7 protein-coding genes are annotated in these 14,232 nt (G+C 68.6%); 3 read left to right on the forward strand and 4 right to left on the reverse strand.

What is annotated here, in order from left to right:
- Positions 1–27: 27 nt before the first annotated feature.
- The gene (locus ABZ951_RS25735; RefSeq protein ID WP_344095329.1) at positions 28–1,344 is read left to right on the forward strand and encodes an NDP-hexose 2,3-dehydratase family protein; all 1,317 of its coding nucleotides are present in this window, start codon (positions 28–30) and stop codon (positions 1,342–1,344) included.
- Here ABZ951_RS25735 and ABZ951_RS25740 read toward each other — a convergent pair.
- Both ABZ951_RS25740 and ABZ951_RS25745 read right to left on the reverse strand, forming a co-directional pair.
- Complete coding sequence (locus ABZ951_RS25740) at positions 1,339–2,115, reverse strand: NAD(P)-dependent oxidoreductase (RefSeq protein ID WP_344095327.1); 777 nt, start codon at positions 2,113–2,115, stop codon at positions 1,339–1,341. The two genes, ABZ951_RS25735 and ABZ951_RS25740, sit on opposite strands and share 6 nt — an antisense overlap.
- Complete coding sequence (locus tag ABZ951_RS25745; protein ID WP_344095325.1) at positions 2,115–3,095, reverse strand: Gfo/Idh/MocA family oxidoreductase; 981 nt, start codon at positions 3,093–3,095, stop codon at positions 2,115–2,117. The genes ABZ951_RS25740 and ABZ951_RS25745 overlap by 1 nt, the downstream gene beginning before the upstream one ends.
- Before the next feature lie 259 nt (positions 3,096–3,354).
- Here ABZ951_RS25745 and ABZ951_RS25750 point away from each other — a divergent pair, with 259 nt between their 5' ends.
- Complete coding sequence (locus tag ABZ951_RS25750) at positions 3,355–4,587, forward strand: macrolide family glycosyltransferase (RefSeq protein ID WP_344095323.1); 1,233 nt, start codon at positions 3,355–3,357, stop codon at positions 4,585–4,587.
- Positions 4,588–4,606: 19 nt separating this feature from the next.
- Here the strand turns inward: ABZ951_RS25750 and ABZ951_RS25755 are convergent, their stop codons facing one another.
- Complete coding sequence (locus ABZ951_RS25755; RefSeq protein WP_344095321.1) at positions 4,607–5,977, reverse strand: cytochrome P450; 1,371 nt, start codon at positions 5,975–5,977, stop codon at positions 4,607–4,609.
- A gap of 93 nt (positions 5,978–6,070) precedes the next feature.
- Complete coding sequence (locus tag ABZ951_RS25760) at positions 6,071–6,832, reverse strand: FkbM family methyltransferase (protein ID WP_344095319.1); 762 nt, start codon at positions 6,830–6,832, stop codon at positions 6,071–6,073.
- Between the two features lie 530 nt (positions 6,833–7,362).
- Between ABZ951_RS25760 and ABZ951_RS25765 the strand changes: the two genes are divergently transcribed.
- On the forward strand, positions 7,363–14,232 hold a 6,870-nt coding region (locus tag ABZ951_RS25765; protein WP_361280791.1), incomplete at its 3' end, for an acyltransferase domain-containing protein.

Consider the following 14,232-nt stretch of genomic DNA (forward strand, 5'->3'; position numbering starts at 1 on the left):
TGTCAGCGCCTGGCACGGTCTGCCGCCGTGCGGGAGAGTCCCCTCACCAGTCCGGCCGACCCCAGGGACTGGCTCGGCGAACTAGCCGCCGCCGACGGTTCCCGGGCCGTACCCATCCCGTTCGCGAAGCTGCGGCGGTGGGGCTTCCACCCCGGGACGGGCGATCTCGCCCATGACAGCGGCGGCTTCTTCACCGTGACGGCACTGGACGTCCGGGTTGCCCATGGCCCGGTCGAGCACTGGTCCCAGCCCATCCTCGACCAGCCGGAGGTCGGTATCCTCGGCATCCTCGCCCAGGAGTTCGCCGGCGTTCTGCACTTCCTCCTCCAAGTGAAGTGGGAGCCCGGGAACTGCGACGGTCCGCAGCTCTCACCCACCGTGCAGGCGACCCGCAGCAATTACACCCGGGTACACGGCGGGCGCGCCGTGCCCTATCTGCACTACTTCCGACAGGGGGCACGGCACCGGACGCACGTAGATGTGCGTCAGTCCGAACAGGGCAGCTGGTTCTACCGCAAGTGCAACCGGAACATGATCGTCGAGGTTGACGCGGCCGAGGACGTCGAGGTGCTCGACGGGTTCCGCTGGCTCACCCTCGGCCAGCTGCATCGGCTGCTGAGCCACGACAACCTCGTCAATATGGACGCTCGGAGCGTCCTCGCGTGTCTGCCCTTCCCTTTTCCTCGTACCGGGGTCGATCCGCAGGAGGGCATCCTCAGCTGGATCACCGAGGTCCGCAGCCGTCAGCAGGTGCTCACCCGGCGCGTCCCTCTCACGGATGTTCCGGGATGGCGGCATACGGGCGAGCACATCGCGCACGAGTCCGGTGGCTTCTTCCGCGTCATGGCGGTGGACGTCCGGGCCCGGGGGCGGGAGGTGCGGGGCTGGACACAGCCCATGATCCAGCCGGTCGGCAGCGGTGTGTCGGCCTTGCTCGTCCGCCGACGGTTCGGCGTCGTGCAGGCACTGTTCTCGGCGCGGGTCGAAGCCGGCTGCGCGGACGTGCTGGAGCTGGCGCCGACAGTCCAGTGCGCTCCGCGCAACTATCTCTGTCTGCCGCCGGAGGCACGTCCGCTGTTCCTCGACCGGGTTCTGCGGGCCCCCGCGGAGCGGATCGTCTTCGACACGGTGCTGTCGGAGGAGGGCGGGCGTTTCTATCACGCCCGCAACCGGTACATGATCATCGAGGTGGCCCCGGGGGAGCTCCAGGATCCCGGCCCCGGTCACCGTTGGATCGAGCCCGCCGGGATCACGGCCCTGATGCGGCACAGCCACTATGTGAACGTCGAGGCCCGGACGCTCATGGCCTGTCTGCAGACCGTCGTCGCTCCGTCGTCGTCATGAGGGGGTGGCCGGATCCGGCCGGGGACCGAGCGGGCCGGCCGCGGCTGGTACGTAGCGGTCCAGGAGCCGCCACGGGTAGTCGGCGTCGTGGACGAGCACGCCGGGTGCGACGAGACCGCGCAGCTTGTCCGAGGAGACGGCGGGAGCCGACGGCTCGGTACCGATGGTTTCGCGTGCGGCACGCGAGCCGAGGATCTCCTCGATCCTGTCGACGATCCGCTCCACCGGCACCGGGACGCCGGAGGCGACGTTCACCACTTCATGGGTCACCCGGGCCTCCAGCAAGGCGTCCACAGCTCTGACCGCGTCCTTCACATCGAGCAGGTCACGCCGCGCACCACGCCGCACCCGTACAGCGCCCTTTCTAACCTGGTTGATCAGGGAGGGCAGCAGTTGGTGCGGTCGCTGTCCGCTGCCGACCAAATGGGTCAGCCGCAGGATCAGCCAGTTCACCGGGGAGTCGCGGACCAGCCGCTCCATCGCCAGTTTGTGCCGGCCGTACGGCGTCCGCGGAACGAGGACCTCATTCTCTCTGCCGTCCGTCCCCGGGCCGTAGAGGGCTGTGGAAGCGGTGGAGAACAGCACCATCGTCCGGCCCTCGGCGCGGCAGCGCGTCAGAGTCTCGCGTACCAGCTCCGCCTCCCGGTCAAAGTCCGCCCGCGCGTGCGCGACCGTGGTGGAGACTCCGGCCGCGAGCACCAGTGCCGCTTCGTGCCGGGCGCCGACAGCGGTCAGGTGACCCGCCAGGAATCCTCGTCCGACGATCTCCACTACCGGCGCCTGCTGTCCTTGACGGCCTCACGGACGGCTTCCAGCAGGTGGGCTTGCCGGAGAATGTCCTCGCCCGGTGCGATCAGGTCCTCGCCCTGGAGAATCGTCGTCACGAACGCCGAGACGAGGGCGGCGACCTGATCGTCGGCCGACAGGGTCCGTTTCTCGACGTGGTCCTGCCGTTCGAGGCGGAGCACCGGGCGCAGCCCCGGAGGGGCGGTGAACGCCCGCGGCAACGTGATGCTGCCTTCGCTGCCCCAGACGGAGTAAGCGCACCGGTACGCACGGTCGAAGCCGAACGACAGCTGTCCGGTGCGGCCGTCGGGGGTGGAGACAAGCGCGGCGCCGCCGGCGTCGACGCCTCGCGCACGGTCGCGACGCAGCGTCGCACCTTCCACCCGCAGCCCCCATCCGAGGCCCAGGCCCGCGGCGCGGAGGGTGTACACACCGGCGTCGAGCAGGGCACCGCCCCCCAGCGCGGGCTGATAGCGGATGTTGTCGGACGGCAGGGGCGGGAAACCGAATTCCGCCGTGAACGAGCGCGGTTCGCCGATGGCTCCCTGGCCGATCAGTTGCTGCGCCGTGGCGTGCTGGGTGTGGAACGGGAACGCGAAGTTCTCCATGAGCAGCCGGCCGTCCGTGCGCGCCGCCGAGACCAGGGTCGCCGCCTCGGTGCGGTTCAGGGCCAGCGGTTTCTCGGCCAGTACGTGCTTTCCGGCGGCCAGGGCTTTCCCGATCCACTCGGTGTGCAGGGCCGGCGGGAGCGGAACGTACACCGCCTCGATGTCCCGGCGTTTCAGGAGTGCCCCGTACCCGGTCACGGCGGCGCAACCGAACCGGTCCGCCACGGCCCGTGCCTTCTCTCCGGTGCGGCTGGCGACGGCCACCAGCCGCACCAAGGGATCGGCGATCAGGGCCGGAATGGTGCGCGACTGGGCGATGGCGGCGCAGCCGAGCACTCCGACGCCGAGTACGGACATCGGTCCTCCTTACATAGCCGATCGGGCCTTCTTTGTACCCTCCGCGGCCGCGGCGCCGTAGCGGTAACTCCCCCTGGGATGCGTCGCCTTCCTGTCGTTCCTTAGGGGTGGCCCGTGCGCGCGACCCCAGGATTCGTCATCGAGGCTGGCGGCCGGCCCCGGTCACTCCTACATTGAGCGAGCTCCTGCCGAGTGGGTGCCACCGCGGTGGGGCCGTCCCGGGCGCTGGTGCCCTTCTTTTCCGATCGGGTGGCAAGTGATGTCGAACCATTTCCTCTTCCTGAGTGTCCCCGACCGCGGACATGTCTTTCCCCACCTGGCAGTGGTGAAGGAACTGGTGCAACGGGGCCACCGCGTCACTTATGTGTCGGGGGATGAAGTGGCCGGAGCCGTTCGGTCGACCGGCGCCGACTTCCTGCCGTACAAGTCCGCATACCGGAGCGCCGACGTCTACCGTCTGGTCACCGCCGAGGACGACCCCTCCACCTTCCCACGGCTCCTGCTCGCCGAGGGAAGGGTCATGCTGGACACCGCACGGGCATCGCTTGGCACGGACGTGCCGGACCTGGTGGTCTACGACCTGGCCGTCTTTCACGCCGGCCGGGCGCTGGCCCTGGCGTGGGGGAAGCCCGCGATCAGGCTGATTCCCACCTTCGCCACAAACGAGCACTACTCGGACGTCCAAGCGATGGTCAGCCCAGAGGGCCGAGGGGCAGGGGGCGCCCCGGCCGGGGCCGCCTCGCTGTCCGCTCTGCCATGGTTCAGGGAGGTGATGGCGGAGCTCGCAAGGTTCCTCGACGAGCAGGGCATCGATATGCCGGTCGAAAAATTCTGGTCCTATGTCGAGGAGCGCAATATCGTCCATCTGCCGCGCGCTTTCCAGTACGCGGGGGACACCTTCGACGAAAGGTTCGTCTTCGTCGGGCCGTGCCTGGGTGAGCGTCGTTTCCTAGGCGAGTGGACGCCTCCCGCCTGCGGGCTTCCGGTGGTACTCGTCTCGCTGGGTACCGTGTGCAACGCGCGGCACTCCTTCTTCCACCTGTGCGTGGAGGCGTTCCGGGACGTTCCCGCCCATGTCGTGATGACGCTGGGGCGGGAATTCGACCCTGCCGGCCTCGGCCCGTTGCCGCCCACGATCGAGATGCGCGAGTGGGTTCCCCACCTCTCGGTACTTCCGCACGCCAGGGCCTTCGTCACGCACGGAGGTATGGGCAGTGTCATGGAGTCGCTCTCCTCCGGGTGCCCCGTGCTGGTCGTGCCGTTGACCGCCGACGCCCGGTCGACCGGCCGGCGCGTCGCCGAGCTGGGTTTGGGTCGGACGATGCGGGAGGAAGAGGTCACCGCACAGGCGTTGCGGGAGACCGTACTGGATCTCATGGCGGACGAGGCGGTCGCCGGGCGGGTCGGTGAGATGCGGCAGCATTGCTTTGAGGCGGGCGGTACGCGCATGGCGGCTGACGCGGTCGAAGCGCACGTAGGGCGAGCGCGGTGAGCTGCCGGTCCCGCTGTGCTCACCGGCGGTTGTGACGCCGGGCGTGCACGCGCATGGGCAGGTTTCGGGGGTGGACGGCGAGTGCGAAGAGCTCAGGACGGAGATTTACGCCGGGGGCGTGCCTGAGCTGCCACCGCTGCGTGATCGTCGCCAGGGTGAGGGTGGCCTCGATCATGCCGAAGGAGTCGCCGATGCATTTGTGCGCTCCTGCGCCGAAGGCGACGAAGGCTCCGCGGGGGTACGCCGCGGCCCGGTGCGGGAGCCAGCGGTCGGGATCGAAGTCACGGGGGCCGGCGAAGATGTCGGCACGGCGCTGTACAGCGAGGGGACTGAGCAGGAGGGTGGATCCTCGCGGGAGGTGGCGGCCGGCCAGCCGCATATCGCCGGTGGTGTAGCGCATCAGCAACCACACCGGTGGGTACAGGCGCAAAGCCTCCGTGAGGACCCGGGCAGTGAACGCCAGACCGCTCAGATGCTCCCACCTGGCGGGGCGTCCGCCGAGCACGGAATCAACTTCCTCGTGCAGTCGGCCTTCGATGCCGGGGTGCTGGGACAGCAGGTGGAAGGTCCAGGTGAGAGTGGCAGCGACGGTGTGTGAGCCCGCCGCCAGCAGGCTGAGCGCCTGAGCGCGGATCTCCGTGTCCGTCGGCCCCCTGTCATCGTCGCCCCGGCCGCCGTCGGCGAACAGCGTCGACAAGAGGTACGTGCCCTGCGTCCCCCCGAGGCGGCACTCAGCGGTCACACGGTCCAGGACGGCCCCGAGCTCCTGAAGAATTTGTCGCTGCTGACGGCTTCCCCCCATACCCCGCAGCAGACCCGTCAGACGTGAGACGGCACCCTGCCGGCCTGCTCCACCCATCGAGCGGAAAAGACACTGGATCTCCTTCAGGGTCTCCTCGCCGATGTGGTCGGGGAACAGGGTGCGGGACACGGCACGCGTCGCGAAGTCCCGGAACTCCGGGAAGACGTCGAGAACCTGTCCTCTCCGCCAGTGACCGGCGAGTGCCTCGATCTCCTGCTCCAGCAGTGCGCTGTATTTTTCGAGGCTGGTGTGGTCGAAGGCCGGCTGAAGGATACGGCGCAGCTTGCGGTGCCGGTCACGTGAGGCGGTCGCCAGGGAGTCGCCGTATTTTTCCTGTGCCGCTTCCAGCCGTGTGTCCTCCTTGTCGTAGAGGCGGCTGTCGGTGAGCATGTGGCGTACGAGTTGGGGGTGACAGGCCACGTAGGCGCGTCGGGTACCCAGCCGGATCTCCACAAGGTCACCGACACCGGACAGCGCCTCCAGAAATTCGAGTGGCTGCCTGAGCAGTTGTCGCATGTGGCCGACGACAGGGAACGCTCCCTTTGCCGTACCGAACGAGAAGTCGGTCTGCATGGGGTCAGTTTCCATAGATCTGCTCCTGCCATTACTTCTGGGGACGCCCGGAATCTATCCCGCCGCGCATGGGCTTCCTGGTACCAGGGCGGGCCGGCGTAGACATGTTCACGGTCTCGTCGCCGTGACGTAGTAGTAGGGGAGCTCTTCTTCCATGAAGGGAGCGGGGGTGCTGGACACCGTCATTCCTCTACCCCGCAGGAGGCTTTTCATCCTTGCCAGCCTGTCGTTGGAGTCATGGACCTCGATCACGCAGTTGCGGATCCTGGGCCAGTCCGCGTCGTCGATTCCGTCGAGGACCTCCAGCTCGGCCCCCTCGACGTCGATCTTCACGAGGTCCACGGGTGTCGCGGCCTCCCGACCCTCCGCCAGGAAATATGACAACCGTTCCACACGGACGTTCAGCTCGCAGGGCGCGAACAGTGTCGCGGCAGCGTCCTCACCCAGGAACCGGCTCATCTTCGATTTCAATACGACCTGTTCTTCGGGGTGCAAGGTGGAATTCCCCGGCAATCCGGGGTAGTAGGTGAAGTCAGCCGCTTCCTTCCGCTGAGCCCCCAGGCACAACGGGTGCACCTCGACTTCCCCGGACCGGTGCAGTTCCAGGTTCATCCGCAGGGCCTGGAGGTTCTCCGGCGCGGGCTCGAACGCCATGATGCGTGCCGCGGGGTGGGTGCGCCTCGCGTAGATACAGAAGAGGCCGATGTTGGCACCGATGTCCACGATGAACGGATCAGTGCGGCCCGCCAGGAGGCCCGGGAGGTCATAGCTATGAGCCTCGAATATCTCCTGGTAAATAAAGCGGGCTTCCATCTCACTGCTCGCGTGACATGCGAACCCGTCAGCCAGTTCGATCAGAGAAAGCCCCATAGGGTCTGGCACCTGCCTTCGCGATACCGGGGAGGGTGTCGGGCAACCGTCGCACGTTCTTCGCAGCATCGGCTGGGGGACCTGGAAGTGCGGTTGCCGTCGGGGGAACTCGGCAGTTACGGGCTTTGCCTCTCGTGCGCATCGCTCACCGAGCATTTCACACAATAGCCCGGCCGGAACTCCGGAGCGAGCCCCCGGACGGGTGGGCGGATTCGCCTAGGAAACCCGGGGCCTATAGGGGTTTTGGTGAGGTGTCGGTGTCTTTAGGGTTTCGCACGATGAGCATGTTCTGTCGGCAGAAACGAACGGCTCCGGCCTGGTCGCGGTCAAGGAAGCCCTGAGGCACCCCCTGAGGCGCCAAAGGCCCCGGCCTGCCCGTGCGCTCCGCGGAGGCCTGAAAGGGACTTGAAAAGGGAGCGGTTTCGCAGTTTCCCCCTGGTCAGTGGTTTGGAGACGGTCAGTTGCGTGAGACGCAGGGCAAGCGACGGCGGCGTGGGAGCGGTTCCGGTGTCGGTGGGCAGGGGGCCGCGGTGCCGCGGGAGGAACCGGTCGCGGTTGTCGGGTACAGCAGTCGCCTGTCCCGGGCCGGTGGTGGGTTCGACGCCTCGTTCTTCGGACTCACGCGGCAGGGTGCCGCGGACCTGGGGCCGGAGGATCGGCTGGCTCTCGAACTGACCTGGGAAGCGCTTGAGGACGCGGGCGTGGTCATCACCGCGCAGGCGCCCGTGGGACGAACCGGCTTGTTCTTCAGTCCGGCACGGGCGGCCGCGGCCGCCCGTGCGGCTTCCGGTGAGGAGCAGACCGCAGTTGCCCCGCCGTCGTCCCGCCCGGATGCGACAGGCCGGGTCGTCAGCGCCTTCCTGCGCGACCACGGACTCGAACCGGAGTCTGCGGGTGCGCACGCCTCCGCGCCCGTCGCCGTGCACATGGCCTGCCGGAGTTTGCGCAGCGGTGTCTGTTCGCTCGCCGTGGCCGGGGATACCAGGTCGGCTGCGGCCATGGCCGACGCCGACTCGGACGCCCCTGACAGCGGAGATGCGGGCGCGCTCACAGCCACCGGTGCTGTTCTGGTCCTCAAGACTCTCTCTCAGGCCCTTGCTGACGGGGACCGCATCCGCTGCGTGATCCACGGCAGTGCCGTGAGCGGCGTGAGTGAGGGCGGCCCGGAAGAGGGCGGCCTGGATGAGAGCCGCCCGGATGAGAGCGGCCCGGCGAAGGCGCTGCGCGCGGCTCATGAGCAGGCGGGTATCAGCGCGGACCAGCTCGGACACGTCGATCTGAACGGTAGCGACGTATCGGTGGAGGGCCTGGCCGCAGCGGCGGCCGGAGCCGTCCCCGGCACCGGTGCGAGCATGAGTTCGCCCTCTTTCCCGGAGACCGGCGGGATGGGCCCGATCGTCAAAGCCGTGCAGTGCCTGGAGATCGCCCAGGGGGCGACGGACCGTGCGCACCCCGATCGACGGGGCGCACAACCGCCGCACGGCGAAACGCCCCTGAACGCTGTCGCGTCCCTCGACGTCGACGGAACGCTGGGCTACGTGCTGCTCGGTGCGGCCCCGCAGGTGACGGACGCGCCGCCGGCTTCCCCGCGGCCGGGCCCCACGGTACGCCTTTCACCGGAAGTCCCCTGCATGCTGTCGGCTCACACCGGCGCCGCGCTGGTCGCGCAGGCTCAGCGGCTGCACGACCATATGACGGTTCGCCCCGAGCTGGGATACGCGGACATCGGTTACTCGCTGGCCACCACTCGGTCGGTCTTCGACCACCGGGCTGCCATCGTCGCGGCGGACCGACCAGAGCTCCTGGAGGGCCTGGAAGCGCTGATCGCTGGGGAGGAACACCGCGGCCTGGTCCGTGGTACTCGCAAGGCGGCCGGTGACACCGTGTTCGTGTTCCCCGGGCTGTGTCCTCAGTGGCCGGGAATGGTCTCGGGGCTGCTGGAGTCGTCGCCCGTCTTCCGCTCCAGCATTCATGCCTGTGCCGAAGCGTTCGAGCCTTTCGTCGAATGGTCGTTGGAGGAAGTGCTGCGGGGAGCGCCGGGCGCTCCGCCTGCTGAGCGGATCGACGTCGCGCATCCCGTTCTGTTCGCCGTCATGGTGTCGATGGCCGCGCTGTGGCGCGAGCACGGCGTGGAGCCGTCAGCCGTACTCGGGCACAGCCTGGGGGAGATCGCCGCGGCCTGTGTGGCCGGCGCGCTGACGCTGGCCGACGCGGCCCGCGTGATCACTCTGTGGAGCAAGGCCCAGGCCACGCTGGCGGGCACGGGCGCCATGGCCGTGGTCGGCCTGCCCGCACGGCCTCTGGGTCGTCGGCTCGAATCCTGCGACGGTGTGGTGGTGATCGCCGCGCTCAACGGACCGTCGAGCACGGTGGTCTCAGGAGACCCTGACGCAGTACGGGCCCTGCTGGGCGAACTGTCTGCGGACGGGATCTGGTCACGGGAGATCCCCACCGACGTCGCTGTGCACTCCCCCCATTGCGAGACTCTCCTGGAGGACTTGCGTACCGCTCTGTCCCCGATCGTTCCACGGACTTCAGCGGTGCCGTTCTACTCATCGGTCACCGGCGAGCGCCTGGACACACGGGAGTTGAACGCCCAGTACTGGTGCCGCAATCTCGTCAGTACCGTCCGGTTCACCACGGCCAATGAACTGGTGCTGCAACAAGGGCATCGGTTCTTCGCCGAGATGAGCGTCCACCCCGTGTTGGCCATGGACATGCTCGCGACTGCTGATTCGGTCGGCGTCGACAGCGTGGTCACCGGCACATTGCGGCGTGGTCACAGCGGCATGAGCCAGTTCCTCACGTCCTTGGCTCAGCTCCAGGTCAACGCCTCGCTTCCGGACTGTACGGCAGCGTTCACCGGGCGTGGGGCCCGGCGGGTCGACCTGCCGACCTATGCCTTCCAGCGGCAGCCGTTGGACGGGCCCGGGAGCGAGGACAACGAGCTCACCGGCTCCGCGTCCGAACTGATCCGGCGTGCGTCCCGCATGTCCCGGACCGAACTGGTGAGGAACCTCACCGACCTGGTGTGCGAGCAGACCGCCCAGGCGCTGGGCACCACCGGAGCCGGCCGGATGGACACGGCTCTCACCTTCCGGGAGCTGGGGGTCGACTCGCTCGTGGCGATCGAGCTGCGGCGGCGCCTGCTGGAGACGACGGGGCTACGGCTGCCGGTGACCGCCGTGTTCGACTACCCGACACCAGCCGTGCTCGTGAGCCACCTGTGCGGCCTGTTGACGGGAGGGGACGAGAAGGATGCCACGGCCGCCCATGCACAGGAGTTCAAGGACGAGCCGATCGCGATCGTGGGCATGGGCTGCCGCTTCCCCGGGGGCGTCGGCAGCGCGGAGGAGTTGTGGGATCTTGTGGCGAGGGGCGCAGAGGCGGTCGGGGCCTGGCCGTCGGACCGCGGGTGGGAGGAGGAGCGGCTCTTCGATCCCGACGGGAGCAGGGCAGGCACCTCCAGCACCCGCTGGGGCGGCTTCCTCTACGACGCGGACGCCTTCGACGCCCCCTTCTTCGGCATCAGCCCGCGTGAGGCTCTGGCAATGGATCCTCAGCAGCGGATCCTGCTGGAGGTGGCCTGGGAGGCATTCGAAAAAGCGGGAATCGACCCGCAGAGAGTCCGGGGAACCAGGGCGGGAGTCTTCGCCGGGGTGATCGGCCAAGAGTACGGCCCGCGCATGCACCAGGCGCCGCAGGACGTCGAGGGATACGTGCTCACCGGCACGACCGGCAGCGTCGCGTCGGGCCGTATCGCTTACACCCTCGGCCTCGAAGGTCCGGCGGTGACCGTGGACACGGCGTGTTCGTCGTCGCTGGTGGCCCTGCATCTGGCTTGTCAGGCGTTGCGGGCGGGTGAATGCTCCATGGCGCTGGCCGGCGGAGTGACCGTGATGTCCACTCCGGGCATGTTCGTGGAGTTCTCCCGGCAGGGGGGCCTGTCCGCCGACGGGCGGTGCAAGGCATTCTCGGCCGCCGCGGACGGCACCGGGTGGGCTGAGGGCGCGGGGATGCTGTTGGTGGAGCGGTTGTCGGATGCGCGGCGTCTTGGGCATCGGGTGTTGGCGGTGGTGCGGGGGTCGGCTGTCAATCAGGACGGGGCGTCGAATGGTTTGACGGCGCCGAATGGTCCGTCGCAGCAGCGGGTGATCCGGCAGGCGCTGGCGAACGCGGGGTTGTCGGCGGCGGATGTGGACGCGGTGGAGGCCCACGGCACCGGCACCACCCTCGGCGACCCCATCGAGGCTGAAGCTCTTCTTGCCACCTATGGGCAGGGGCGGTCGGACGGGCGGCCGCTGTGGCTGGGTTCGCTGAAGTCGAACATCGGGCATGCGCAGGCGGCTGCGGGTGTGGGCGGTGTGATCAAGATGGTGATGGCTCTGCGGCGTGAGGTGTTGCCTGCCACGTTGCACGTGGATGAGCCGTCGCCGCATGTGGACTGGGATGCGGGTGCGGTGCGGTTGCTGACGGAAGCGGTGCCGTGGCCGGGGGTGGAAGGGCGGCTGCGGCGGGTTGGGGTGTCGTCGTTCGGGGTCAGCGGGACGAATGCGCACGTCATTCTTGAGGAGGCGTCGGCGGTCGAGGCCGTCGGCGATCTGGACCAAGAGGGCGGGGAAAGCTTTTCATCGTCCTTGCTGCTGCCGTGGCCGGTGGCGGCGAAGTCGGACGGGGCTTTGCGGGCGCAGGCAGGGCAGCTGCGGGAGTTTGTGACCGGTCATCCTGATGTGGCGTTGGCGGATGTGGGGTTCTCGCTGGTGTCGGGCCGGTCGGTGTTCGATCACCGGGCGGTAGTGCTCGCCGGGGACCGGGACGGGTTCCTGGACGGGCTCTCCGCCCTGGCGGCCGGTGAGGAGCATCCCTCGGTCATCCAGGGCACCAGCACGGGTGAGAGCGCCGGTGGGACGGTGTTCGTATTCCCCGGTCAGGGCGGGCAGTGGGCGGGGATGGGCCTGCGGCTGCTGGAAAGTTCGGCGGTGTTCGCTGCGTCGATGCGCGAGTGCGGGCAGGCCCTGGCCCCCCACACCGGCTGGGACCTGGAGGAGGTCCTCAGATGCCCGGGGGATGATCCGGTGTGGGAGCAGGCGGGTGTGGTCCAGCCGCTGCTGTTCGCCGTCATGGTGTCCCTGGCATCGGTATGGTCCTCCTACGGCATCACCCCCGACGCGGTGGTCGGGCACTCCCAGGGCGAGATCGCCGCCGCCCACGTGTGCGGGGCCCTCACCCTCCCCGACGCCGCCAGGATCGTTGCCCTGCGCAGCGGGCTTCTGGACGAGATGAGCGGTGACGCCGGAGGCATGCTCGCCGTTGCCCTGCCCGGGGAAGACACCAGTGCCCTCCTGGAGCAGCACTGGGCCGGACGGGCATGGATCGCCGCACACAACAGCCCCCGCTCCACGATCGTCTCCGCCGAGGAATCGGCGGTCGAGGAGCTTCTTGCCCACTGCCGTGAGCACCGCATCAGAGCGAAACAGGTCCCCGTCGGCTACGCCTCCCACTGCCCCCACGTCGAAAGCGTGCGGGACGAGCTGCTGACCGGCCTCGCGGACATCACCCCCCAGCAAGGAAGCGTTCCGTTCTTCTCAACGCTCGACAACCAGTGGGCCGACACCACCAGCCTGGACGCCGGGTACTGGTACCGCAACCTCCGGCAGCCTGTCCGCTTCACCCAGGCCATTCAGGCCCTCCACCACGACGGCCGCCACCTCTTCATCGAATGCAGCCCCCACCCCACCCTCACCACCGCCATCCAAGACACCACCGACACCACCGAAGAAACCACCACCCCGGTCACCGTCACCGGAACCCTGCGCCGCAACACCGACGAGACCCACCGCCTCCTCACCAGCCTCGCCCACACCCACACCACCCGGACCGTCGACTGGACCACCCACTACACCCGCCACACCCCCCACCCCCAGCGCATTGACCTGCCGACCTACCCGTTCCAACGCCAACGCTTCTGGCTCACCGCAACGCCGGGCACCGGGGACGCGGGAGCAATGGGCCTGGAACCGGCCGGACACCCACTCCTCGGCGCGGCGGTCACCCTCGCCGAAGACGACGGGTTCCTCCTGACCGGCCGGATCTCCCTATCCACCCACCCCTGGCTCGCCGACCACACCGTCGCCGGCACCGTCCTCCTCCCCGGCACCGCCTTCCTCGAACTCGCCCTCCAAGCCGGACACCACACCCACACCCCCCACATCGAAGAACTCACCCTCCACACCCCCCTCACCCTCCCCGACGACCAGGCAGCCGTTCTCCAGATCACCGTCAGCCCCCCGGACCACACCGGGCACCGCACCCTCACCGTCTCCTCCCGCCCCGACAACCCGGACACCGACCACACCTGGCAACACCACGCCACCGGCACCCTGGCACCCAGCAGCACTGCTGCCTCGCCCCCTCCTGCCGGCCAGTCGGCCGAGCCGGTCAGCGGCCCGTGGCGGTTGTGGCCGCCACCGGATGCGACACCTGTCGACGTGGGCGGGCTGTACAACCAGTTGGCAGACACGGGCTTCGGCTACGGGCCCGCGTTCCGGGGGGTACGGAGAGCGTGGCGGCAGGGTGACGACATCCTGGCCGAGGTAAACATCGCGCCCGAGGCCAATACAGATAGGGATGCCCGCACACAGGGCGGTTTCTTTGTGCACCCGGCCCTGCTCGACGCTGCCCTACACCCCCTGCTTCAGCGACTGCTGGAATCTGCCACAGGCTTTCCTCTTCCGTTCTCCTGGAACGGAGTGACTCTCCACGCGACATCCGCTACCGCCCTGCGGGTGAGGCTGACTCCCGCCGGGAACGATGCCTATTCGATCACCGCGGTGACCGCTTCGGAGAGTCTGCCGGTGGTGGACATCGAGTCGCTCATCGTCCGGCCGACGTCGCTGGACGAACTACGGGCGGCCTCCCGAGGTACGGCCCGCGCCGCCCTCTACGAGGTGCGGTGGCAGCCACTGCCACTCGCGCCATCGGCCGCACCGGCCGCGGACAACTGGGCAGCAATCGGGCCGACGCAGCCTGCGTTCGCCGATTTCGCTCCTACTCAGTTCTACTCGGACATCAGCGCGCTGGTCCGGGCCCTGGACGCGGGCAGCCCCGTCCCCGACGTCCTCATCCTCGACTGCCCGTCATCCTCCGAGGACACCCCCACAACGGAAACCATCCACACCACAACCCAACAGACCCTCGAGTTCCTCCAGGAATGGCTGGCAGAAGAACGCCTGGCCACCACCCGCCTGGTCATCACCACACACGGCGCCATGGCCTGCACCCCCGGCGAAGACGTCGATCTGGCAGGCGCCGCCGTATGGGGACTAACCCGCTCCGCCCAGACCGAAGAACCAGGCCGCATCCTCATCATCGACCTCGACAACAACCACCAGGCTCTCTGG

The organism is Streptomyces sp. NPDC046215 (assembly GCF_040646215.1).
Taxonomy (GTDB): Bacteria; Actinomycetota; Actinomycetes; order Streptomycetales; family Streptomycetaceae; genus Streptomyces; species Streptomyces stramineus.